Origin of the sequence: Actinomyces sp. 565, assembly GCF_010365615.1 — a bacterium.
Lineage (GTDB): Bacteria > Actinomycetota > Actinomycetes > Actinomycetales > Actinomycetaceae > Actinomyces.
Window position 1 is genome coordinate 66,860 of record NZ_PIZD01000011.1, and the last position, 23,717, is coordinate 90,576.

At 69.7% G+C, this 23,717-nt stretch carries 15 protein-coding genes and 1 pseudogene; 2 read left to right on the plus strand and 14 right to left on the minus strand.

Annotation, left to right across the window (positions count from 1 at the left end; genetic code table 11):
- Positions 1–75: 75 nt before the first annotated feature.
- The 4 genes from GZ997_RS02280 to valS form a co-directional block, all read right to left on the minus strand.
- Positions 76–1,959 (minus strand): AMP-dependent synthetase/ligase, encoded by a 1,884-nt coding sequence (locus GZ997_RS02280; RefSeq protein WP_238994192.1) that lies wholly within the window; start codon positions 1,957–1,959, stop codon positions 76–78.
- Positions 1,960–2,036: 77 nt separating this feature from the next.
- Positions 2,037–3,920, minus strand: coding sequence for a long-chain fatty acid--CoA ligase (locus GZ997_RS02285; RefSeq protein ID WP_162678701.1), 1,884 nt, complete (start codon positions 3,918–3,920; stop codon positions 2,037–2,039).
- Positions 3,921–4,077: 157 nt separating this feature from the next.
- A complete protein-coding gene (locus GZ997_RS02290; RefSeq protein WP_162678679.1) occupies positions 4,078–6,015 on the minus strand; it encodes an AMP-dependent synthetase/ligase in 1,938 nt (645 codons plus the stop codon).
- Between the two features lie 265 nt (positions 6,016–6,280).
- Complete coding sequence (gene valS / locus GZ997_RS02295; RefSeq protein WP_162678680.1) at positions 6,281–9,106, minus strand: valine--tRNA ligase; 2,826 nt, start codon at positions 9,104–9,106, stop codon at positions 6,281–6,283.
- 258 nt (positions 9,107–9,364) lie between these two features.
- Here valS and GZ997_RS02300 point away from each other — a divergent pair, with 258 nt between their 5' ends.
- The gene (locus GZ997_RS02300; protein ID WP_162678681.1) at positions 9,365–9,940 is read left to right on the plus strand and encodes a hypothetical protein; all 576 of its coding nucleotides are present in this window, start codon (positions 9,365–9,367) and stop codon (positions 9,938–9,940) included.
- 32 nt (positions 9,941–9,972) lie between these two features.
- Here the strand turns inward: GZ997_RS02300 and GZ997_RS02305 are convergent, their stop codons facing one another.
- Genes GZ997_RS02305 through GZ997_RS02315 form a run of 3 tightly spaced genes read right to left on the minus strand, consistent with a single transcriptional unit; the run spans position 9,973 to position 13,775 of the window.
- Complete coding sequence (locus GZ997_RS02305) at positions 9,973–10,650, minus strand: Wzz/FepE/Etk N-terminal domain-containing protein (RefSeq protein WP_162678682.1); 678 nt, start codon at positions 10,648–10,650, stop codon at positions 9,973–9,975.
- A 48-nt stretch (positions 10,651–10,698) separates the two neighbouring features.
- On the minus strand, positions 10,699–11,913 hold the full coding sequence (locus GZ997_RS02310; RefSeq protein WP_162678683.1) for a DegT/DnrJ/EryC1/StrS aminotransferase family protein: 1,215 nt from the start codon (positions 11,911–11,913) through the stop codon (positions 10,699–10,701).
- Positions 11,910–13,775 carry a nucleoside-diphosphate sugar epimerase/dehydratase gene (locus tag GZ997_RS02315; protein ID WP_162678684.1) on the minus strand — a complete coding sequence of 622 codons (1,866 nt, stop codon included), beginning with the start codon at positions 13,773–13,775 and terminating at the stop codon, positions 11,910–11,912. The genes GZ997_RS02310 and GZ997_RS02315 overlap by 4 nt, the downstream gene beginning before the upstream one ends.
- A 285-nt stretch (positions 13,776–14,060) precedes the next feature.
- On the opposite strand from GZ997_RS02315, the gene GZ997_RS02320 reads away from it, so the two are divergent.
- A complete protein-coding gene (locus GZ997_RS02320) occupies positions 14,061–15,491 on the plus strand; it encodes a hypothetical protein (protein ID WP_162678685.1) in 1,431 nt (476 codons plus the stop codon).
- Between the two features lie 260 nt (positions 15,492–15,751).
- On the opposite strand, the pseudogene GZ997_RS02325 reads toward GZ997_RS02320, so the two are convergent.
- From GZ997_RS02325 to lepB, 7 genes and pseudogenes are all read right to left on the minus strand, one after another.
- A pseudogene (locus GZ997_RS02325) lies at positions 15,752–17,048 on the minus strand (integrase core domain-containing protein).
- 694 nt (positions 17,049–17,742) lie between these two features.
- Positions 17,743–19,110 (minus strand): DNA-processing protein DprA, encoded by a 1,368-nt coding sequence (locus tag GZ997_RS02330; protein ID WP_162678686.1) that lies wholly within the window; start codon positions 19,108–19,110, stop codon positions 17,743–17,745.
- The gene (locus GZ997_RS02335; protein ID WP_162678687.1) at positions 19,107–20,684 is read right to left on the minus strand and encodes a YifB family Mg chelatase-like AAA ATPase; all 1,578 of its coding nucleotides are present in this window, start codon (positions 20,682–20,684) and stop codon (positions 19,107–19,109) included. Before GZ997_RS02335 ends, GZ997_RS02330 begins: the two co-directional genes overlap by 4 nt.
- Entirely contained in the window at positions 20,684–21,214 is a 531-nt protein-coding gene (locus tag GZ997_RS02340) for a YraN family protein (protein WP_238994185.1), read from the minus strand. Before GZ997_RS02340 ends, GZ997_RS02335 begins: the two co-directional genes overlap by 1 nt.
- A 396-nt stretch (positions 21,215–21,610) precedes the next feature.
- Entirely contained in the window at positions 21,611–21,916 is a 306-nt protein-coding gene (locus tag GZ997_RS02345) for a DUF2469 domain-containing protein (protein ID WP_161924401.1), read from the minus strand.
- A gap of 145 nt (positions 21,917–22,061) precedes the next feature.
- Positions 22,062–22,757, minus strand: coding sequence for a ribonuclease HII (locus tag GZ997_RS02350; RefSeq protein ID WP_343212247.1), 696 nt, complete (start codon positions 22,755–22,757; stop codon positions 22,062–22,064).
- Positions 22,754–23,620, minus strand: a complete 867-nt coding sequence (lepB, locus tag GZ997_RS02355) for a signal peptidase I (RefSeq protein WP_308807150.1) — start codon at positions 23,618–23,620, stop codon at positions 22,754–22,756. The genes GZ997_RS02350 and lepB overlap by 4 nt, the downstream gene beginning before the upstream one ends.
- Positions 23,621–23,717: the final 97 nt, after the last annotated feature.

A 23,717-nucleotide genomic window follows, 5' to 3' on the forward strand; every position in this document is an offset into this window, starting at 1 on the left:
TGGCGTTCGTTTGGTGGTGGGATGCCGCGGCGGAACGGTCCGCGTAGAGCCGGTAGGACAGTCTAGGCGGCGGCATTACACGCGGGTGTAGAGCTCGTCGATCTCCTTGGCGAAGCGCTTGGTGGCCTCATCTCGCCGCACCTTCAGTGACGGGGTGAGCAGCCCGTTGGCCACGGTGAAATCGCCCGGCAGCACCGTGAAGGTGCGGATGGACTCCGCCCGGGATACCGCCTCGTTGGCGCGGGCCACCGCCCGCTCCAGGGCTGCACGCACGCGCGGGTCCTGGGCGGCGTCGATCGGGTCCATGTCCGGCAGGCCGTGACTTGAGAGCCACAGGGGCAGCATCTCCGCGTCCAGCGTCACCAGGGCGCCGATGCAGGGCCGGTTCTCCCCGACCACCAGCACCTGGCTGACCAGCGGGTGCCCGCGCAGCCGGTCCTCCAGTACCGCGGGCGCCACGTTCTTGCCGCCGGCGGTGACAATCAGCTCCTTCTTGCGGCCGGTGATGTGCAGGAAGCCGTCGGCGTCCAGGGTGCCGATGTCACCGCTGCGCAGCCACCGCGTGCCGCTCCCACCCGCTGCCGTCGCAGGCGCCGGGTCCGTGCCCGCGCTCTGCTCGGACGCGGCGTCGGGCAGCGTCACGAAGGCCTCAGCCGTGGCCTCGGGATTGTTGTGGTAACCGCGGAAGACACCGATGCCGCTGAGCAGCACCTCGCCGTCTTCGTCCAGGCGGACGGCGGTGCCCGGCAGGGGCAGGCCGACCGAGCCGATGCGGGTGGCGGCCGGCAGGTTCACCGTGCAGGGGGCGGAGGTCTCCGTGAGCCCGTACCCCTCCAGCACCGTCACCCCGGCGCCGCGGTAGAAGTGCCCCAGCCGCTCACCCAGGGGGCCGCCGCCGGAGATCACGTGCGTGACGCGTCCGCCGAGCAGGCTGCGCAGGGTGGAGAACACCAGCCGGTCGAAGGCGGCACGCTGGACGCGCAGGCCGCGGCTCGGACCGGCCGGGGTGTCCAAGGCGCGCGAGTAGGCGATGGCGGTCTTGGCGGCGAGCCGGAACACCTTCTGCTTGGCGCCGGTGGCGCGGGCGTCGGCCGCGTTGTAGATCTTCTCGAATACGCGCGGTACGGCCGGCACGAAGGTCGGCCGGAAGGAGGCCAGGTCGGTGACTAGGTTCTTCACGTTAGGCGCGTGGCCCAGCACACCGGCGGAGGAGCATACGATCGCCATTTCCACGAATCGGCCCAGCACGTGCGCCAGGGGAAGGAAAAGCAGCGTACGCGTCTCGGGCGCCTCCAGCACCTCCGGTACGCGGGCGCAGGCGTTGACGCACAGGTGGACCAGGTTGCCGTGGGTGAGTTCGGCGCCCTTGGGGCGGCCGGTGGTGCCCGAGGTGTACACGATCGTGGCCAGGTCGGTGCTGGTCAGAGCGGCGGCGCGGGCGTCTAGCTCGGCCGCGCGCACGTCCTTGCCGGCGGTGATGAGCTCGGTGATGGCCTCCCCGGCCAGGCTCAGTACCCGCAGGTCGGCCAGCGCAGGATCTTGGTCGGCCAGGGCCTTGAGCATCGTCTCCATGGGCTGGTCCTCCACGACCACCAGTCGCACGGCGGCGTCGGTCAGGATCCAGCGGGCCTGTTCCGCCGAGGAGGTCTCATAGATGGGGACGACGACGAGCCCGGCCTCCCAGGCGGCGAAGTCCAGCAGCGTCCACTCGTAACAGGTGTGCGCCATGATCCCCAACGCGTCGCCAGGCTGCAGCCCAAGGGCGACGAGCCCGGCAGCGACCTCGCGCACCTGCTCGCGGAAGGCCTGTGCGGACATGTCGCGCCAGCGCCCGCCCACGGAGGACTTGCGGGCGATCAGTGCACCGCCGGGATTGGTGCGCACCCGCTCGGCCAGCGCCCACGGCGCCGTCATCGCGGCGTGCAGCGGCACCAGCAGCGCAGTCGACTGCTCCTGCAGGGAGGCGGCAGCAGCCGTGCCTGCTTGCCGGGTGGCTTGTGCTGAGCCGCCTGCGCGGACGGGTGCGTTTTCCTGATTCACTCCTGTGGCCCCTTCTTAGTGGTGGAGTAGATCTCGGCGATGGTGTCCGCATAGGTCTCCATCACCAGGGAGCGCTTGACCTTCAGCGAGGGGGTCAGCAGCCCGTTGGCCTCGGTGAAGTCAGACGTGAGCACCCGGTAGGTGCGAATCGACTCGGCCCGGGACACTGCCCGGTTGGTGCGCGCCACCGCCCGGTCCAGGGCGGCCAGCACCTGCGGGTGGGAGGCGGCCTCCATGACGTCCATCTCCGGAAGATTGTGGTTGGCCAGCCACTGGGGCAGCATCTCCTTGTCCAGGGTGACCAGGGCGGAGATGAAGGGCTCGCCGTCGCCGATCACCAGCACCTGGCTGACCAGCGGGTGCCCGCGCAGCCGGTCCTCCAGGATGCTTGGCGCGACGTTCTTGCCGCCCGCGGTGACAATCAGCTCCTTCTTGCGGCCGGTGATTCGCACCCAGCCGTCATCGTCCACCGAACCGATGTCCCCGGTACGGAACCAGCCGTCTGGGGTGAAGGCCTCGGCGGTCGCCTCGGGGTTGTTGTGGTAGCGGGAGAAGACGCCCAGGCCGGTGACCTCGAGCTCACCGTCCTGCCCGACGCGCACCCGGTTGCCGCATACGGGCGGGCCAACGGTTCCGATCTTATTGTGGATGTCTAGGTTGACTGCGGTGGGGCCGATCGTCTCGGTCAGGCCGTACCCCTCCAGGATGACCAGGCCGATACCTCGGTAGAAGTGGCCCAGCCGCTCACCCAGTGGCCCGCCGCCGGAGATGGCGTAGCGGGCGTTGGGGCCCAGCAGGGAGCGGATGGAGCGGTAGACGAGTCGGTCGGCCACTGCATGGGCGGCCCGCAGCTGCCGAGACGGGCCTTCTGGGGTGTCCAGGGCGCGGGAGTAGGCAATGGCCACCTTCGCCGCCCAGCGGAAGGTCCGCAGCTTGGCGCCTGAGCCGGCCTTGGCGTCGGCGGCGTTGTAGATCTTCTCCATTACGCGCGGCACCGCCAGCACGTAGGAGGGGGCGAAGCCCTTCAGATCGGGCAGCAGGGTCTTGACGTTGGGGGTATGGCCCAAGACACCCTGGCCGGCGATCGCCAGGAGCTGCAGGAAGCGCGCGTAGGCGTGTGCCAACGGCAGGAAGAGCAGAAGGCGCGTGTCCGGGGAGTTGAGCAGCTCCGGGATCCAGCGCACCCCGTTCCACCCCAGGCCGGCGGCCTGGCGGTGGGTGATCTCCACGCCCTTGGGGCGTCCGGTGGTGCCGGAGGTGTAGATAATCGAGTACACGTCCGCGCTGGTCAGCGCCGCGGAGCGCGCCTCGAGCTCATCCCGGCTCACGCCCCGGCCGGCCTCACTAATAGTGGCGATGGCGTCGTGGTCCAGAGACAGTACCTTCACGGCCGGTGTGTGGGACGCTGCTGCGCAGCGGGCGGCGGCCCCCCGCACCAGCTCGGCCAGCACGGCGCTCTCGGTCACCACCAGCCGGACGTCGGCGTCGGCGAGGATCCACTCCACCTGCTCGGCGGAGTCCGTCTCATAGATCGGCACAGACACCAGGCCCGCACGGGCGATCGCCATGTCCAGCAGCGTCCACTCATAGGAGGTGTGAGCCATGATGGCCACTGACTCCCCGGCTTGAAGCCCCATCCCGATCAGCCCGGAGGCCACCCGCGCCACGTCCTCCCCGAACGCTCGCGCCGTGACCTTCACCCAGGAGTTGCCCAGCTGCGTCTTGCGCTCGATGAGCGTGGCATCCGCGGTGCGGGCGATGCGGTCGGCCAACAGCCACGGCACCGTCCAGCTCGGCTCCGGCTCCTGCACTAGGGGGCTTACGGCTGCGCCGTCTACAACGCTGGGGCTGCCGGCTTGCGAGGCGACGCCGGTGGACATGGGGTCGGAGGAGTGTGGAGGCACTGAGCCATTCTTTCAGTAAGGGCGCCGGTTGTGCGCGGATCTGAGTGAGGAAATCCGGCGGGGCGGCTTGGAGATTTCCTCAAAGCGGAGGGCGGTAGTGAAGCTGCGGGAGAGGTGTCCGACTGTGCGGCGTCTAGGAGCCGACCCCGGCCGACCCGCCGTAGATGGCGTCGATCTCAGCGGCGAAGCGCTTCAGCGCCGCGCTGCGACGCACCTTCAGGGAGGGCGTCAGCAGTCCGTTGGCCTCCGTGAAGTCGGCCGTCAACACGCGGATCTCGCGGATCGACTCGGCCCGGGAGACATGGGCGTTGGCGCGTTGCACGGCCCGGTTCAGGGAGGCCAGTACCTGCGGGTGGGAGGACGCCGCTGAGACCGGTATGGGCTCCAGGCCGTGGCTGCGCAGCCAGGTCGGCAGCATCTCGGTGTCCAGCGTGATCAGGGCCGAGACGAAGGGGCGCTGCTCACCGACCACCACCACCTGGCTGATCAGCGGATGCCCCCGCAGGGAGTCCTCCAGCGGCGCCGGGGAGACGTTCTTGCCGCCGGCGGTGACAATCACGTCCTTGGCGCGTCCGGTGATAGTCACGTAGCCGTCGCGGTCCAGTGCGCCCAGGTCGCCGGTACGGAACCAGCCGTCGTCCGTGAAGGCCGCCGCAGTCGCCTCCGGGTTGTGGTGATAGCCTTGGAAGACCGAAGGTCCTTTAAGCAGGATCTCGCCGTCCGCGGAGATACGCACCGCCATCGGCGGCAGCGGCGGGCCGACGGTGCCGATCTTCGACAACCGCGGCGTGTTCACCGCTATCGGGCCGACGGTCTCGGTAAGCCCGTAGCCCTCGAGCACCGGTATGCCCAGGCCCCGGTAGAAGTGCGCCAGGCGCGGCGACAGTGGGGCGCCCCCGGAGATGATCCAGTCGGCGTTGTCTCCCACCAGTGTGCGGATGCGCTGGTACACGAGCCGGTCCGCGGCGGCACGCTGGGCACGCAGGGCGCGGGACGGCCCGGCCGGAGTGTCCAGCGCCCGGGAGTAGTCGACGGCGACCTTCGCCGCCCAGCGGAAGACTCGTCTGGCGGCGCCGTTGCCGGCCCGGGCGTCCGCCGAGTTGTAGATCTTCTCCAGTACCCGGGGGACCACCAGCAGGTAGGAGGGGCGGAAGGAGGCCAGGTCCGACAGCAGGTTCTTCGTATCGGGCACGTGCCCCATGACGCCCTCCCCGGAGATCTGGAATACCTCCAGGAAGCGGGCGAACACGTGCGCCAGCGGCAGGAACAGCAGCAGCCTTGAATCGCGCCCCATGCCGATCTCCGGCATCCACAGGTGCGCGTTGGAGCACAGGTCAGTGAAATTGCCGTGCGATAGTACCGTGCCCTTGGGCGAGCCGGTGGTGCCGGAGGTGTACACGATCGTGGCGGTGGACGAGGTAGTCAGGGCGGCCGTACGTGCGGCCACCTGCTCGCGGGGCACGCCGCTGCCGGCCTCGGTGATGGTGTGCAGCGCACCGGTGTCAAGCGACAGAACCGTAAGCGCGCCATATTCCGGCGGGCGCTCCAACGCGGCTGCGGCTGCGCGCACCAGTTCCGCCGTGGTGATGGACTCGGCGACCACCAGGCGCGCCTCCGTATCGCTGAGCACATAGGCGATCTGCTCGGCCGAGCTGGTCTCATAGATGGGAACGGGCACGAGCCCGGCGGTCCAGCAGGCGAAGTCCAGCAGCGTCCACTCGTAGCGGGTGCGCGACATAATCGCCACCCGCGCACCGGCCTCAAGCCCCATACCGATGAGCCCGGCTGCGACGCGCTGGACCTCGTCGTAGAACGCCTGGGCGGTCACCGTGTGCCAGGCCTCACCGATCTCCTGCTTGCGCGCGATCAGCGGGCGGTCGGCCGAGCGCCGCACGCGGTCCTCAAGCATGGAGGGGATGGTGGTGTGCTCATCGATGCGGATGAGCGTGGGGGCCTGCCACTGCAGGGCTCCCACCGGGCGGTCGCCGGGCGGGGCGGCGCTGCGCGCCGAGGTACTGGAGGATGCTGCTGCGGTAGAGGACGCCGCGGAGTCCGCGGAGGTGGGGGTCATGGTCTCTTCTTCCTGGGCCGACGCGTTTGGCCGGCACTGGCGCAGGCGCGAACGCCCCGCCGTGGTGATGTCAGCCTCACCCTACCGCTTCCACCTACCGCTGGGCGGTTACAGTAGCCGCAGGTCAGGGACGGTTTGGTGGCGGGTCCGAGCACGCGCATGCGTCCCACCGCATAGGGTTCGATACGGTTCGATACGGCCCCATACAGTCCCGTACAGTCCGCCCGGCGCGGCGGAACGGCTACGGCCGCGCCGGGCGCGCCCCTCAGCGACGCTTGGCCGGCTTGGCCGGCGGCTCTCCCAGCTCGACGGCGCTCACCTGCACCTCTGGCGTGCTCGCCTCCGGCGCGGCGGCGTTGAGCGTCATCTCCCCGGTGACCTTGGCGGCCTCCAGCAGGTCGGCGCGTACCAGCTCAATGGCGGGCGCGGCCTGCTCCGTAACCGCCAGCGTCACCGCCAGGATCGGCGTCTTCTGGCTGGTCTTGGCCTCCGACTTCACCTTGCGCAGAGCCGCCAGGGCGGCCCCGGCGCGAGCGACGAGATCGGCGTCGGCCCCACCGGCGGCCTCACGCAGCGGCGCGGCCTCGGGCCAGGCGGCCCGGTGCACGGAGCCGGTGCGGTACCAGCTCCACACCTCCTCGGCGGCGAAGGGCAGGAAGGGTGCGAACAGGCGCACGAAGGTGTCCACGGCAATGGCCAGAGTGGTGCGGGCACTGCGTACCGCGGCCGGGTCGTGGGAGCCGCCCGCGTCATTGGCGCGGTCCTTGACCAGCTCGATGTAGTCATCGCAGAAGGTCCAGAACAGCGACTCGGTGGCCTCCAGGGCCCGGGAGTGCTCGAAGCCCTCGAAGGCGGTGGTGGCCGCGTCCACCACGTCCGCCAGCGCCGCCAGCAGCGCCCGGTCGATGGGCTCGGTCACCTCGGCCGCGTCCAGGCTCGGGGCGGGGGCGGCCGCCCTGGTGGCCGCGTCTGCATCCCAGGGGATGCCCATGGACAGGGCGAACTTGGAGGCGTTGAGCAGTTTGATGGCCAGGCGGCGGCCGATCTTGATCTGCGTCTCCTCGAAGGCGGCATCCAGGCCCAGCCGGGCGGAGGCCGCCCAGTAGCGCACGGCGTCCGAGCCGTACTTCTCCAGCAGGCCCATGGGGGTGACCACATTGCCCTTCGACTTGGACATCTTCTTGTGGTCGGAGTCCAGGATCCAGCCCGACAGCCCCGCATTGGCCCAAGGCAGAGCCCCGAACTCCAGGTTGGCGCGTACCACCGAGGTGAACAGCCAGGTGCGGATGATGTCCTGCCCCTGCGGGCGCAGGTCCATGGGGTAGACGCGCGCGAACAGGTCCTCGTCGGTGAGCCAGCCGGAGGCCAGCTGGGGGGACAGGGAGGAGGTGGCCCAGGTGTCCATGATGTCCAGCTCGCCGACGAAGCCGCCGGGCCTGCCGCGCTGGTCCTCGGTGTAGCCGGCGGGCACGTCACTGGAGGGGTCCACCGGCAGGGCGGACTCGTCCGGGGTGATGACGGCGTCGTAGTCGACCTCGCCGTCCTCGCCCACCCGGTACCACAGCGGGAAGGGCACACCGAAGAAGCGCTGGCGGGAGATCAGCCAGTCGTTGTTGAGGCCCCCCACCCAGTTCTCGTAGCGCACGCGCATGAAGTCGGGGTAGAAGTTCAACTCCTTCCCGCGCTCAAGCAGCTCGTCGGCCAGGCCCTTGCCGGAGGCTGGGTTGGTCCAGGCCTTGCCGCCGTTGCGGATGTACCACTGGCGGGAGGTGACGATCTCCAGCGGCTTGTCGCCCTTCTCGAAGAAGTTGGTCTGGCGCACCGTCTTGGTCGGCTCCCCGCGCATCTCACCGGAGGCGGACAGCGCCTCCACCATCACCTGGCGGGCCGAGTAGGTGGTCTTGCCCGCCATCTCGGCGTAGGCCCGGCGGCCGGCCTCGGTGGTGATCCAGTCGGGTGTCTCCGTCTCGATGCGCCCGTCCTTGCGCAGGATGGCGCGCAGCGGCAGGTTCAGGTCGCGCCACCAGTCGATGTCGGTGGTGTCGCCGAAGGTGCAGCACATGGCGATGCCTGCGCCCTTGTCCATCTCCGCCTCGGGGTGCGGCAGCACGGGGACCTCGACCCCGAAGACGGGGGAGGCCACAGTGGTGCCGAACAGGGGCTGGTAGCGCTCGTCGTCGGGGTGGGCGACCAGGGCCACGCAGGCGGCCAGCAGCTCCGGCCGGGTGGTCTCGATGCAGACGTCGGCGGTGCCGCCCGGGCCGGTCTCGATGGGGGCGCCCGCGGCGGCGGCGGTAGCGGCGGCCTCGGGGTCGACGACGTGGAAGGCCAGGCGGTGGTAGAAGCCCGGGTACTCGCGCGACTCGATCTCCGCCTGGGCGACGGCGGTGCCGAAGGTTACGTCCCACAGGCCCGGCGCCTGCGCCTGGTAGGCCTCGCCGCGCGCTAGGTTGCGCAGGAATGCGGTCTGGGCGACCTTGCGGGCGCGCGTGCCGATGGTCTGGTAGTTCTGGCTCCAGTCCACGCTCAGGCCCAGGTGGCGCCACAGGGCCTCGAACTGCGCCTCGTCCAGGGCGGTCAGGCGCTCGCACAGCTCCACGAAGTTGCGCCGCGAGATCGGCACCTGGTCGCGGGCCTTGATCGACTTGCCCTCACCGCCGGCATGCGGGGGGGTGAAGTCCGGGTCGTAGGGCAGGGAGGGATCGCAGCGCACCCCGAAGTAGTTCTGCACCCGCCGCTCGGTGGGCAGGCCGTTGTCGTCCCAGCCCATGGGGTAGAAGACGGCCTTGCCGCGCATGCGGTGGAAGCGGGCGAGGGTGTCGGTGTGGGTGTAGGAGAACACGTGACCCACGTGCAGGGAGCCGGACACGGTCGGCGGCGGGGTGTCGATGGAGAAGACCTCGTGGCGCTCGGCGCTGCGGTCGAAGGCATAGACGCCGTCGCGCTCCCAGCGCTCCTTCCAGGATTCCTCCAGACCGTCTGTGCTGACCCTCTCGGGCACGTTGGGGGAGTGGAGCTCGGAGGGCAGGAGGCGGTTCCGGGCCGGGACGGCGGGCGTGGACGCAGCGGACGGGGCGGCGGAATCAGACATGGCCCCGATTCTGTCACGGCCGGTCGGGCCTGCTCCTGCCGGCGTCGCCCGTGCGCGTGTGAGGTGGGCAACCGGCAACACAGCGACGCCGCAAGCACATTGCGAGCAGGACTCAACACCACGTCATCACGGCGACAGGAACTGCCCGCACCGAATCACGCCGCCGTCCGATGGCAGCATGATCCACCGGATCGCGCGGGCAACCGCCGAGCCAGCGGAAGATGGCACAGCACTAGCCGGATGGGTATTGGGAAGAAAATGAGCAGCCGCCGTATGCCGGGCGCGGGGACAGCGACTGGGGGCACCTTCAACGTGTTATGGCACGGCGGCGAGCTGGCCTCCGAGCGGGTCCGCGGTACCGTGATGGACGCGGTCGCGATCCTCAGGCGCCTGGGCGTGGACCCGCGGGTGCGGATGACAGCGGGCGACCATGAGGGCTCCCACGGCAGGCCCTCCGGCGGCCGCCCCGCCCAGGCCGCATCGGCCACTCCCGCCGCCGGCCGGCACGCGGAGCCGCGGTGGGCGGACACCGTGCTGGTGGTAGACGACGGCGCGCGCTCCCCGCAGGCGCTGACAGCGCAGCTCCACGCCGCCGCCACCGCCGGGCCCCACGTCATTTTGTGCACATTCGGCGCGGACCGAAGGCCGCCTGGCGGAGCGCCCGGCAGTGCCACCCTGGACGCGGAGGAGCTGGCTCACGCGCGGCTGGACGTGGTGGAGCTGAGCGGCTCCGACGGGGCGCTCCTGGCGGCCGCGTGGCTGGCCCTGGCCGAGCGCGCCGAGGGCCCGGCAGACGGCGCGGGCGGTGACCAGGCCCTCGCGGCTGCGCGCTGAGCCCCGGCGGATATCCCGGCGGATCGGGGGCGCTACCGGACTTCGTCGTCGGGACCAGGCGCGGGGGCCGGGGGGACCACGCGGCCGCCACGAGCGGACGGCTGCGCTTCCCGGGACCTCACGGGACGCGCGGTGGCGAGCATGAAGGCCACGATGATGCCGATGACGGCACCCCCAACAACCCCGGCCGCCGCATAGCGGAAGGTCGAGGGGGCCTGCGTCACCGCCCCGTCCTGGGCCGGGCTGAGCAGGGCCAGGCTCACCGGGTAGTCGTCCCCCTCCAGCGCTCCCAGATCGTTGGAGGCGTGCGCGACGACGGCGTCGGCCACGGCGATGGCGACCTCCGAGGAGGGCGCGGACACCTGGATCTCGATGGCCGGGGACTGGGTGACCCGCGTCGCCGAGATCCAGGCGGCCACCTCCGTCGGCGTCTGGGTCAGCCCGAGCTCCTCAATAACCTCCTGGGCCACGGCGGGTGAGGTGATCACCGGCAGGAAGCCATCGGTGGCGGAGTCGGCGACGGTGGCGGCGTAGGAGTAGCCACTCATGCCCTCCTCGGGGTCTACCTGCACCTGCACGTAGGCCATCGAGGTGGCGGTGTAGGTGGGGTCGGTGGTGGCCGCCAGCACGCCCCCCGCAACCCCGCCGACCACCGCCAGGGCGATAATCCAGGCCAGGCCTCGGCGCACGAGGGTCAGCAGTTCCTGCATTGCTTTCAGATCCTTTGCGATCGTCGATGGTTCAGCTGCGGTGGGGCCTCAGGCGGCCGAGACCGAGTTGCGCGCCGCAGGGGACTGCAGCGCGGAGGCGAGGGCCGCGCACACCTGCGCCGCATCCGCGTTGCTGAGCGCCAGGTGCAGCGGCAGTGTCAGCTCCGTGGAGTAGAAGGCGAAGGCGTTGGGGAAGTCCGCCACATCGAAGCCCAGGTCGCGGTAGGCCGTCAGCAGCGGCAGCGGCTTGTAGTGGACGTTGGCGGACACGCCCGCCTCGTACAGGTCCGAGATGACCCGGTTGCGCTGTTCCACCCCGGCCACCGGCAGCGTGGCGATCGCCAGGTGAGCGCTGGAGACCGCGCCGTCCCCGGCGTGGTCCAGCAGTGTCACACCGGTGCCCGCCAGCCCCTCGGCGTAGAGCGCGAGCAGCTCACGCCGGCGCTCCAGGGTCTGGGCGTAGCGGTCCAGCTGGGACAGTCCCAGCGCCGCCAGCGTGTCCGGGAGATTGCACTTGTAGGCGGGGGCGATCACGTCGTACTCCCAGGAGGCGCCCCGCGACTTGGCCAGGGCATCCTTCGTCTGGCCGTGCAGCGAGTAGGTGCGTACCCAGCGCTCCAGCGCCTCCCGGTCAGTGGGCAGGTCGCGGCGCCAGGTAAGTGCTCCGCCCTCCGCCGTCGTGAGGTTCTTGACCGCGTGGAAGGAGAACGCGGTCAGGTCCGCCAGCGAGCCGACGGGAAGGGAGTCCAGGCTGGCGCCCAGTGAGTGCGCCGAGTCGGAGATGATCACCGGGCGCCCCAGGGCGGCACCCAATCCGGTGTCGATGCGCCCCCTGCCGGCCAGCAGCGCGGCCAGCGGGCGGGAGTCGAAGGGGATTCCAGCCAGGTCGACCGTGATCACGGCCCGGGTGCGTGGCGTGACCGCAGCGGCGATGCGCTCCACGCTGGGGAACGGTGAGCCGGGCTCGGAGTCGACCATGACGATCTGCGCGCCTACGTGAGCGATCACGGATGCGGACGCCGTGTAGGTGTAGGCGGGGACAACCACCTCATCGCCCGGGCCGGCGCCCGCCGCGCGCAGCGCCAGCTCCAGTGCGGCGGTGGCGGAGCTGAGCGCCACCGCGCCGTCGGTGCCGCTGAGCTGGGCCAGTCGCTCCTCGAAGCGGCGGCCCACGGGCCCGGAGGTGATCCAGCCCGAGCGCAGCACCTCAACCACGGCGTTGATGTCATCGTCAGTCAGCGTGGGCGGGGAGAAGGGAATCATCGCAGCGCCTCCGCGGAGTCGGGGACGCGCAGGCCGGCCACGGCAGAGCCTTGGGACGCCGCCTGTGTCGTTTCAGCCAGTGGGTCCTCTCCCACCGCCCAGGCGTGCATCTCCTCTACCGCCTGCGTCGCCTCCTGCTGCACACGCACATGACTGACGAGCGGGTGGAAGGGGCGCTCGCCGTGCTCGGAGTGGGCCACCAGGTCCTCGGAGAGCTTCTCGCCCGGGCGGAGCCCGGTGAACTCGATCTGGACATCCTTACCGGACTGGGCGATCAGCCGCTGGGCGACGTCGACGATCTTGACCGGCTCACCCATGTCCAGCACCATCGTGTCGCCGGGGCGCCCGAATGATCCCGCCTGCAGCACCAGCTGGCAGGCCTCCGGGATCGTCATGAAGAACCGCTCCACATCCGGGTGGGTGACGGTGATCGGACCGCCCTCCTCGATCTGGCGCTTAAAGGTCCACAGCATTGAGCCGCGCGACCCGAGCACGTTGCCGAAGCGCACCGACACGAAGCGCCTGCCGCACTCCAGCGCGGTAGCGGTGGTCATGCGCTCGGCGAGGAGCTTGGTGCGGCCCAGCACCGAAGTGGGGTCGGCCGCCTTGTCGGTGGAGATGTTGACCAGCGTCTGCACGTCATACTTCAGGGACAGCTCGATGACGTTACGCGATCCCAGCACGTTGGTCTTCCAGCCCTCCTCCGGGTACATCTCCAGCATCGGCAGGTGCTTGAGGGCCGCGGCGTGGAAGACGACCTGCGGGCGGTGCTCGGCGAAGACCGCCTCGAGCGCGTCCCGGTCGCGGATATCGCACAGGACCATGTCACGGGTGTCGAGCAGACCCTTGCCGTAGATGTCCAGCTGCACCGAGTGCAGCGCCGACTCGTCCCGGTCCAGCAGCAGCAGCTCCTTGGGGCCGAAGCGGTGAATCTGCCGGGCGATCTCGGAACCGATGGAGCCGCCGGCGCCGGTAACCAGCACGGTGCGACCGGAGAGGTAGCCGGCGATCTGGGAGACATCGGTGTGGATCTCACGGCGGCCGAGCACCTCGGCCAGGTCGATCTCCCGGATGTCAGAAATCTGCAGGGTGCGGTTGGTCAGCTGACGCACCGGCACGATCGTCATCACGCGGATGCCGTGCTCAGCGCAGCTCGTGGTTACCTGCTTGAGCCGGTCGGCGGGGAAGTCCGCCACAGCGATCACCACGGTCGCGGCTGACAGGTCCGCGCAGACGCTGATGAGGTCGTCAACGGTTCCGCGCACCGGGACGCCCAGGATCCGCAGGTTGCGCTTGGTGGGATCGTCGTCGACCAGGCCCACGGGGGTGAAGGGGGAGGCGGCGTCGAACTTGGTCAGGTGGATGATCTGCTCACCGACTCGGCCCGCGCCGACGACGACGATCGGCGCCTGGTCGCGGGCGACGCGCTGGTAGTACTGGGAAGCCTGGTACGTCGTCATCAGCCGCATGGCGAAGCGCACCGTGAGAGCCGCCAGCAGCGCCAGGGCGAAGGTCGCGGCCAGCGTGAGCGTGCGCAGGGGAGTGGCGGTGGCTGCGGCCCAGCCGGCGGCCACCACCAGCATGACCAGGGCGGATACGCCGAACTGTGCCGCTACGGCCGTGGCCTCTTCGAAGGAACCGGCGGGGTAACGGCGTCGATACGTAAGCAACCACAAGTAGCCCAGGCACAGGCTGACCGCGCCGGCGAACGCGGAGAGGGCCAGCAGGCTTAGCGCGGCGGGTGAGGCGAAGGCGTCACCGTGCAGCCGGCAAGCCACGAACGCGGCGAGCAGCCAGAAAAGCGTGTCGATGATGGGCAGGAACAGAGGTTGGCGTTCAGGGGATGATGTGTTCGGTCGCATGAATGGTCACGTACCTCTCGGCTGGAGACCGACCCAGGGCTCAGGGCGGCACCCTCGCGACTGCGGCAACGTCGAACCCGCGGAGCTAAGGCGATTCCGGCACAGCGTCGACGTCAGGGAAGCGGAACGAGGGCCGATAACATTTAAGACGTAAAAGCGGCGGGGGTCAAACACCAATCGTTTGACGGACACGGCTCGCACAGGTCAGCATGGAGCCAGGTCATCGCAGACTGGCGCCCTGAACCCGTCTGCGCCCTGCAGCGATGACACGTGAGGAGAATCTCTGTGTCTACCGCCTCTCCGGCCGGACGTAACCTGACTCGGGGCCTGCCCTGGGTGCTGGTCGGGAACGTCCTGTACATGCTCTCCGCGGCACTGCTGACCCTGGTGCTGCCGCGCATCATCTCCGTGGCCGATTACGGACTGTGGCAGCTCTACCAGCTGTATGTCATGTACTTCGGCTACGTGACCTTCGGCTACACCGACGGCGTCTACCTGCGGCTCGGCGGCAGGCGGTGGGCGGACATGCCCGGCCCGCGCCTGTCTGCGGGCCTGATCAGGCTCTTCCTGATGGACCTGGCGGCCTGCATCGGCCTGGCGGCTTGGGTGTGGGCCTCCGCTCCGGAGCAGCAGCGGGCCGTGATCCTGTTGCTGGCCGGTCTGGGCGCCCTGTTCTACGTGCCGCGCACTCTGGTGACCGTGATCTTGCAGATCGCCGGCAGGGCGCGCGCATTCGCACTCGGGACGGTAGTGGAGCGGCTGGTGACTTTCATCGGCGTCGGCGGTGCGCTGCTGGTAGGTGTGCGCGAGGTGATCGTGTTCATCGTCTTCGACGCACTGGGTAAGGCCATGGGACTGGTGATCGCGGTGCTGATCGCACGCGGGGTGTTCCTGACGCGGCCCGACCTGAGCTGGCAGGCCACGCGGGAGTTCCTGGCGGACTGCGGGGCAGGCATGTTCGTGCTGGTGTCCAACCTGGCGGCGGCGCTGATCACCTTCGTGGTGCGCTGGGCGGTGGAGGACCACTGGGGCATCGAGATGTTCGCGCAGGTGTCCCTGGCCTTCCAGTTCACCACCATGTTCATGGTGCTGGTCAACTCGGTCTCCATCTCCGTGTACCCGCAACTGAGCAACCTTGACCGCGCCCACTACGCGGGTGCTTATGCGGCTCTGCGCTCGCGGTTCGTCACGCCGCTGGTGCTCATGCTCGGCCTGTACTTCCCGCTGGCCTGGGTGCTGCGCCAATGGCTGCCCAACTATTCGCAGGCGATTTTCTTCCTGGCGCTGCTGTTCCCGCTGAGCGTGTACGAGACCAAGAGCCGGGGACTGTCGGTGGTGTTCCTCAAGGTCATGCGCCGGGAGCGGCTGATGGCGCTGATCAACGTCGTTTGCCTGGGCCTGGCCGTGATCGGCACGTGGTGGACGGTCTACCTGTGGGGCTCAGTCACGGCTGCCGTGTTCTTGATCGCTGTGGTATCGGCGGTCCGCTCGATCGCCTCGGAGGTGCTGATCAACCGCCTGATCCGGGTGCCAATCCTCGCCGACACCCTTACCGAGCTGCTGGTGTGCGCGGTATTCCTGGCGGTGGTGGCGACTGGCGGTACGCCTGTGGGGCTGCTGGCGGTATACGCCACCCTGGGGCTGTACGGATACGTGCACCGCGATGCCCTGCCGGGTTCGGGTTCGCGGCGTCGCGGTAGGCACGTCGCTGGTTAGCGAGTACTGCCGGGACTGTGTTGTCTTCCTGCTTCCGGGGTTGTTGAGTCCTGTGGTTTGCGGGGCGGTTGGGGCTCGTGGGTTCTTCTGGGACGTCGGTACGTTGATCGTTGCGGGGGTGCCTGCGCGTTGGCGGGTCTTAAGGTTTTGGGTTGTGGCGATCGTGCTCGGGGGTCGTTTTGGGGCTGATGAGGACGTTTTCGGGCGTGCGAGGTCGTATTCGCCGTGTGATGTCTCAGGACATCGGTGACAGTTCTGCCTCAGGACATCGGTGACACTTGGTGTGTCAGGACATCGGTGACACTTGTGGTTGTTTTCGGGGTCTGCCGCGGTTGGAGCGTGTGCTGGGGTCGTGGTGGCTGACGTACCTGGTGGCTGGGTCGGGCCAGGGGTAACTGGTGATGACCTCGCCGTCGGTGTCGACGAACCGGATAGCGGTGGCGTCCCAGCAGGCGGTGACCTGTTGGCCGGCACGTTTCCTGGAGACCAGGAACGAGGTGTTAGCGATCGTGACGGTGCCGTTGGATGCGATCGTCTTGGCCCGCTCGCCCTGCTCGCCGAGCCGGGACCGGCTGCGGCGCCCCTTGTCGGCCAGGACTTCGTAGTCGTCCAGGGCCTGCTGTGCGACCGCGGCGCTCGGGTCCGGTGGGCCTCCAGGGATCACCGGCTCATCACGCGCGGGGTCGGGGCGCGGTGGAGCGGCGACGGGGGTGGCCTGCCATGCCTGGGCCGGGGCGGGGCGCCCGGGCAGGCCCTGGTGGGGGCGCTCGTTGTTGTACAGGTGATCGAAGGCGTCGACCTGGGCCTGCAGCTCCTTGAGATCTTTGGCTAAGGGCTGGCTGTCCAGGTAGCGGAACAGGGTTTGGTGGAAGCGCTCATTCTTACCCTGAGTGGTTGGCTTGTACGGCTTGCCGGTGATCGCATCAACCCCAAGAGTCTTGATGTGCTCTACCAGCGCGCCCTGCATGCCCCGCCTGGTGGGGTTCACAGCAGCACCGTTGTCGGTCAATAGCCGCTGGGGCACCCCGTAGCGGGCGACGGCCCGGTCGAAAACCGCGATAGCAGCATCGCTGGTTCTGCGACCAGGCGACCAGGGACGCCACCGCCAGGCGGGAGTGATCGTCGATGAGCTGGAATACGACGCACTTGCGTCCTCCGGCGAGGACGTACTCGGTGGCGCCCCGTCTGCCAGCAGGCGTTCGGGGCGGGGTAGACGAACCGCCTCCACGCAGACCTAGGCCGCTTGTGCGGCTCGCGTCTTGCCACGCCCCGTTGGCGGAAGATGCGCGCCAGAGCTGCCGGCGAGGGCGCGTCCAGTCCCATCGCCACCATCTTGTCATGAACCGATACCGGCCCGTGGTCCAGGCCGGAGGACGCCATCGAGGCGCGCACCGCCACCGCCTGGTCCTTGATGTCCTGGCCTAAGGCGGCTGGGCTAGACCTCGGACGCCTGGACAGCGGCTCGAGGACAGCGGCCTGCCCCAGCTCGACGGCCCTGCGTCGCAGCTTGTAGAAGGTGTTGCGGCTGATGGCGTGCTCGGCGCAAAACGAGGTCACCGCACCACGCGGGGCGTCGTCGGGCCACTGAGCAATCGCAAGTCTGATACGCGGGTCAACAGGATCATTACTCACCGGCCCATCACAGCCGAACTGTCACCACCAATAACCCCCGAACTGTCACCGATGTCCTGAGGCAGAACTGTCACCGATGTCCTGAGACATAACAGGTCGTATTCGCCGCGTGGGGGACGTTCTCGGGTTGGTGAGGTCGTACTCGGCCGGGCGCAGCGGGTCGTTTCGGGGATGACGAGGTCGTTCTCGGGCGTGCGAGGTCGTACTCGACTAACCCGCGCTGGCCGAATACGACCTCATTCGCCCCACACCCTCCACATCGTGGAGGGTTTCGGGCCCACGAGGACGTATTTCGCCGCGCTGGGGACGTTCTCGGGCGTGTGAGGTCGTTTTCGCCGCGCGGGGGTCGTTCTCGGTCTAGCGCGGACGACCTCCTACACCCGAACACAACCACCTGATGGGCCGGTTCTCCTCAAACAGGGCCCCGAGCACAACCAACACCGACAGCCCCAGCTCAAACCCCCACAGCCACAAACACGAAAAGCCGCACAGGCCCTCCGCTTAATCCAGGTTGCGTGGTTCTGTCCCGCTGTGGCGCCGGGCGCTGAGGCATATCGGAGCAAGGCCTGGGGTAGGCGCGCGCAATCGGCTCGACGCCCGGCGCAAACGGGCACCGCACTCACCGGCGCCCGCGGGCGCGGCGCCAGGCGGCACCACGGCGCTCCACCCGGCCTTCGAGCTCCAGCAGTCCCAGGGCGGCGATGGTCTCGTGCTCGCTCAGCCCCGCCGCACGCGCGACCGATTCCACGCTGGCATCGGCGCGGGCCGGCAGCGCATCCATGACTACAGCCGCAGGCCCATCCAGGCCATCGAGCAGCCCGGATCCCGCATTGGCCGGGTCCTCGGCCTTGCAGCCATCGGGGTCGGTGGTCCCCAGGGGTGCGACCAGCTCCAGTGCCTCGTCAGCATCGGTGACACAGACGGCGCCCTGGCGCAGCAGCCGATGGCAGCCCACCGATGCCATAGAGGTCACCGGTCCCGGCACGGCCCCCACCGGTCTGCCTACCTCCATGGCGTGGTGGGCGGTGGACAGGGCTCCGGAACGCCAGGCGGCCTCCACGACGACCGTGGCGTCGCTCATGGCTGCAATCAACCGGTTGCGAGTCAGGAAGCGGTGGCGGCCGGGCTGGCAGCCGGGCGGTACCTCCGCCACCAGGGCCCCATTGGCTATGACCTCCTCCAGCACGTCGGCGTTGCCGGCCGGGTAGAGACGATCCACTCCCCCGGCGGACACGGACACGGTGGCGCCGGTACGCAGGGCACCACGGTGGGCGGCGGTGTCAATGCCGAAGGCGCCCCCGGAGACGACCACGACTCCCCCTGCCGCCAGGCCACTGGCCATATCGGTGGTCACGTGCTCGCCGTAGTCGGTGGAGGCGCGCGCCCCGACCAGGGCGAGTGCGCGCCCCGTGCCCGGCCCGGCGGGCACCAGGTCCTCACGCATTCGTGGTGTGTCAAGAGCAACGTCGCCAACCTGCTCGGTACTACAGCGGGAAACGAGCAGGGCGGGATCGCCGCGGACCCACAGGCAGTGGGGTGGGCGCTCCAGGTCGTTCAGCCCCGTCGGCCACCACGGGTCGCCGGGCAGAATCAGGCTACCGCCCAAGCGTTCCAGCACGTCCAACTCGCGGCGGATGTCCAGGCCCCGCAGGCGCGGCGCCCAGCGGCCGGCGGCCACGGCCCAGTCGGCGCTGGCACGGCCGGCATCCCCACGGGGCGGCAGCGGCGGACGCGGTGCGGGCCGGGGTCGGCCGTCGGCATCCAGCGCCTCCTGAGTGAGCCAGGCCAGCGCCCCGGTCGCGCCGAGGCCGCCAACCAGGGCGCAGGCGTGGGCGTCAGCGGGCTCGGCCAGCCGCGACCAGGTCGCCCGGGCTAAGGTCTCGGCCTGCCCGGCGGCGGTACCGGGCAGCGGGCGAGTGCCTGTGCCGGGGTCCGCTGCGGACTCCACCGTGGGCGCCGAGTCGGATACGGGTACGGGCTCGCTCATGGACGTGCTCCTCTCGTGCGCAGTGCCAGGGCGGCACCGATGTCTGTGGGGGTGGGGGCGGGACGGGAACCGATGTCGGCCAGGGTCCAGGCCAGCCGCAGCACGCGGTCCACACCCCGCAGGGACAGGTCACCGCGGTCCAGGGCGGTCATAAGCGGGGCGAGCAGGGAGGGGTCGGTTCCGGATGCGGGCGACCGCAGCCAGCCGCCGGGCACCTCCCCCATCAGGCGCCACGGCGTGTCCGCCAGCCGCCGAGCGGCCCGTGCCCGAGCCTCGGCGACGCGACCGGCAACCACGGCACTGGACTCACCAGTTCCCGTGGCAGCAACCTCATCGGCGGTAACCGCCGCAACCTCCACTTGAATGTCCACCCGGTCCAGCAGAGGGCCGGACAGGCGGGAGAAGTAGCGGCGCCGTTGCAAGGAGGTGCAGGTGCACTCCAGGCCGCGGCCGGTGGCGCGCCCGCAGGGACAGGGATTGGCGGCCAACACCAGCTGGAAGGCCGCCGGGTAGGTGGCGCGTCCCCCAACCCGGTCGATCGTGACATAGCCAGACTCCAGGGGCTGACGCAGGCAGTCGAGCACACCGGCAGGAAACTCGGGGGCCTCATCCAGGAACAGCACGCCACGGTGTGCCAACGAGACGTCTCCCGGGCGGGGGACCCCGGAGCCTCCACCGACCACCGCCGCCCGGGTGGCGGTGTGATGGGGCGCCCGCAGCGGCGGGCGGGCGAGCAGCCCGGCGTCGGCGTTGAAGGTACCGGCCAGCGAGTGGATCGAGGTGACGGTGACAGCGTCCTCAGGGTCAAGTGGCGGAAGGATGGAGGGCAGGCGCTCGGCAAGCATGGTCTTGCCTGCCCCGGGCGGGCCTACCAGCAGGAGGTGGTGCCCGCCGGCAGCCGCCACCTCCAAGGCACGGCGCGCCTGCGTCTGACCGACGACATCGGCCAGATCCGGTTCCCGCATCGGCACGGGTGCATCTGGCGGCCGGTGGGCCTGCGCAGCTGCCTGCCGATGGGCGCGGCGCATGAGCTCCCGGGACCTTCCGTGCAGCTTCCCGCCGTAGCGTTCCAGCAGCTCGCCGATATGGCTGACGGCGGTGACATCCACGCCCGGCACCAGGGCCGCCTCCCTGCCTGCGCCGGCGGCGACCACCACCTCGGTCACCCCGGCGTCGGCGGCGGCGCGAACAGCCGGCAGGATGCCACGCACCGGATGAACGGATCCGTCCAGTCCGAGTTCCCCGATGTATACGGTGCGAGCCATGTGGTTCACGGCGCGCTCGGGCAGTTGACCGCGCGCACCCAGTACCGCCAGGGCCAGAGCCAGGTCGAATCCGGTACCGGACTTAGGTAGGTCGGCCGGGGAGAGATTCACCGTGAGACGGTGCTCACCCCAGGTAACACCGCACGTGGACAAGGCTGCGCGGACACGTTCACGCGATTCGCGCACGGCTGTATCCGGCAATCCAACAAGCGTGAACCCGGGCAGGCCGTGGGCGGAATGAGCCTCAACCTCCACCAGGTGCCCCGCCAGTCCGGTCAGGGTGACTGCGAGGGCGCGTGCCAGTCCCATCAGTCCCCCACCCCACGATGGTGCCGCAGCAGGGCCGGACGGCCAGCGCGCAACTCGACGGAGACCACATCCAGGCGCAGGGCCGAATGCGGTACGGAGTGTGCGGCGGCGCAGGCAACGGCAAGCGAGCGCAGGCGAAGCAGCTTCAGCGGGCCGACGGCGGCCGCGGGCGGACCGGCCACGGCAGAGGTACGGGTCTTGACCTCCACGATCACGAGTACACCGGGTCCCGTCGGCCGTGGCTCCAGGGCGACGACGTCGATCTCGCCGCGCAGACCCGGGCCGGGCCTCCAGTTGCGATCCAGGATGCGCCAGCCCAAGTCAGTGAGGTAGCGGGCCGCGATGGCCTCTCCACGCTGGCCGATCAGACGGCGGGAGTCAGTCCCGGGCGACCCTTCGGAGCCTGGATCGTCCGGCGGGGCAACCGCCGCGGATGGCAGTGCGGCGGCCGGGGACGGCGGGGCGGTCGGCATCACGGGTCCGCCAAAGGATTCGGCTTGGGACTGTGCGGCGTGCGGTGCGGTTGACATGGCTTAACCTCCGACACCAGCGTGCCCGCGCGGCGTGACGGGGGCCAGCGGGCGGTTTGAGCCCTGTGGACTGGGGGTGCGCGAACAGTGCCTGTGGACGCCGGTGAAGTCCCGGCTGAGTGAGCGCACCGCTAAGTACGCGCGGCCTGATGCACGGTGACCGCCTCCGCGCCCCCTGACTTACGTCTCCCGCCAAGGCTCCCGCCCCAGGCACGTGTTTTCGAGTCTTCAGAGGAGCCGGCGCGGGGAAAGCTCCAGGACGCGTCGTCGGAGGCGAACGCGTACGCAAGGGACGAGCACACGCCTCGGCGGAGCCGGGCAATGGGGTGTGGCGGCGGCTGCGGACGGCTGCTCGCAGGCCCACGTCTCGCGGATGATCAGCCGAGACCGACAGCGTCAGGAGGGGACGTCGATCTCCGGCTTGGTCAGCTCCTCAACATTGACGTCCTTGAAGGTGACCACGTGCACGGACTTCACGAAGCGGCTGGCGCGATAGATGTCCCAGACCCAGGCGTCCTCAAGGGTCAGCTCGAAGAACACCTCCCCGCCGTTGGTGCGCACCTGCACGTCCACGGCGTTGGCCAGGTAGAAGCGGCGCTCCGTCTCGACGACATAGGAGAACAGGGAGATGACGTCGCGGTACTCGCGGTACAGGTCGAGCTCCAAGTCGTTCTCATACGACTCCAGATCTTCAGCACTCACCCGGTCATCATGCCCAATGGGCGTCCCATCCAACAGGAAGCGCAAAGGGCGCGTCGGCCACAGCCGGGGATCGGCCCGCGCGCTAGCAGACGCGTTAGAGGCGCTCGCACTCACCGCCTGATACCCATCGGCCCGGGCACCCCGCCTACCCGGCGGTGAAGCGCTCCAGTCCGGGCAGGCGCCAGGAGCGGCGGTGCAAGTCGCTGGCGCCCAGTCGGGCCAGCCCCTCGGCGTGCGCGGGCGAGCTGTAACCCTTATTACGCGCCCAGTCGTATCCGGGATCGGGCAGGGACCGCATGAGCGCATCGCGCTCAACCTTCGCCATTACCGAGGCCGCTGCGACGACGGCGCAGTGGGCATCCGCTTTGGCCCGAGTGTGCACCTCCGGCAGCGGTGCCGCCTCCTTCTCCCCGGCGCAGGCCGGTGCGGCCGGGCGGGACCGACCGCGCAGCCAGTCAACAGTGCCGTCCAGGATGACGGCGCCGGGCAGGTGACCTCGTGCCTCCACTTGCGCCAGGGCTCTTTGGCCGGCCAGGCGCAGGGCGCCGAGGATACCCAACGCGTCTATCTCCGCCGGGGCTGCATGGGCGACGGCGTAGTCGGCCACCCAGCCGCGGCAGGGCTCCACAAGCGCCTCCCGACGTCGGGGCGTCAGCTGCTTGGAATCGGCCAGCCCCGGGGGAAATACGGGAGCCGTATCGCGAGAGACGATGGCCAGGCCGACGCTGACGGGCCCGGCCAGGGACCCGCGCCCCACCTCATCCATGCCGCCGACCAGCTCGAACTCGGCCAGGAGCCGGGCCTCCAGCTCACGATCCGGGAGGATACGGACGGGGCTCACGGCTGGGCGCCGGTGCTAGTGGTGGCATCGGGCACGGCGTCGAAGGCACCGCCGTCGGAGAGGGTGGACCAGCGCGAGGAGGGCCAGAGCACGATCTTGGCGATCCCGGCCACGTCATCCAGGGGGACGAACCCGCCGTTAACGTCGTCCTGGTGGAAGCGGGAGTCGGCCGAGTTGGAGCGGTTGTCCCCCATTACCCACACGTAGCCCTCGGGGACAGTGACATCGAAGGCGACATCGGAGGCGGAGCGGCCAGGTTTCAGGTAGGGCTCGTCGACCTCGACGCCGTTGATCGACAATGAGCCGTTGCCGTCGGCCACAATGTGGTCCCCGCCCACGCCGATGACGCGCTTGATCAGGTAGTGGCCGGTATTCTCGGGCAGCAGGTGCAGGAAGATGAGCGTGTCCTGTACCAGTCCCCGCAGACCGGTGGGCTCGGTGACCGTGAGCCAGTTGTCCGGGTCGGAGAAGACTACGATGTCGCCGCGGTCGACGTCGCCGGAGTCGTACATGGTCACGGCCACCCGGTCGCCCTCCCGCAGGGTGTCCTCCATCGAGCCGGAGGGGATCCCGAAGGTCTGGACCACGAAGGTCTTGACCAGGGCGACTACGACCAGTACCGCCAGCACGATCAGCAGGGTTGAGCCGCGGCGCCGCGGCTCGGCGGGCTCAGCACCTGCGCGTGCGGGCGCGGCCAGGGGCTTGGGCCGGCGCACCGGCCGGTAGGAGGGCGGCAGCGCGCCGGCGTCGGCATCATCCGGTGTCTCGGCGCTGTCCACCCCGCGGGTGCGTTCCTCGGAAGCCACCGGGACAGGGGTGCTGGCGTCAGGCAGCTCGACGGCGTCTTCCTGCGGTGCTGTCACCGTTTCCCTCTCGCATTAGTGGCTGGACGGTTTCAGAGTCGGGACGGGGATAAGCCGGTGCCCGGGACCCGCAGGCCCCGGGCACCAGGGCTCGGAG

Bases quoted from the DNA above. Each gene is read 5' to 3' on its own strand.
- GZ997_RS02330 (WP_162678686.1), bottom strand. From the start codon at position 19,110: ATGAGCGAGCCCGTACCCGTATCCGACTCGGCGCCCACGGTGGAGTCC.
- GZ997_RS02315 (WP_162678684.1), bottom strand. From the start codon at position 13,775: ATGCGACCGAACACATCATCCCCTGAACGCCAACCTCTGTTCCTGCCC.
- GZ997_RS02285 (WP_162678701.1), bottom strand. From the start codon at position 3,920: ATGTCCACCGGCGTCGCCTCGCAAGCCGGCAGCCCCAGCGTTGTAGAC.
- GZ997_RS02335 (WP_162678687.1), bottom strand. From the start codon at position 20,684: ATGGGACTGGCACGCGCCCTCGCAGTCACCCTGACCGGACTGGCGGGG.
- GZ997_RS02340 (WP_238994185.1), bottom strand. From the start codon at position 21,214: ATGTCAACCGCACCGCACGCCGCACAGTCCCAAGCCGAATCCTTTGGC.
- valS (WP_162678680.1), bottom strand. From the start codon at position 9,106: ATGTCTGATTCCGCCGCCCCGTCCGCTGCGTCCACGCCCGCCGTCCCG.
- GZ997_RS02300 (WP_162678681.1), top strand. From the start codon at position 9,365: ATGAGCAGCCGCCGTATGCCGGGCGCGGGGACAGCGACTGGGGGCACC.
- GZ997_RS02290 (WP_162678679.1), bottom strand. From the start codon at position 6,015: ATGACCCCCACCTCCGCGGACTCCGCGGCGTCCTCTACCGCAGCAGCA.
- GZ997_RS02305 (WP_162678682.1), bottom strand. From the start codon at position 10,650: ATGCAGGAACTGCTGACCCTCGTGCGCCGAGGCCTGGCCTGGATTATC.
- GZ997_RS02310 (WP_162678683.1), bottom strand. From the start codon at position 11,913: ATGATTCCCTTCTCCCCGCCCACGCTGACTGACGATGACATCAACGCC.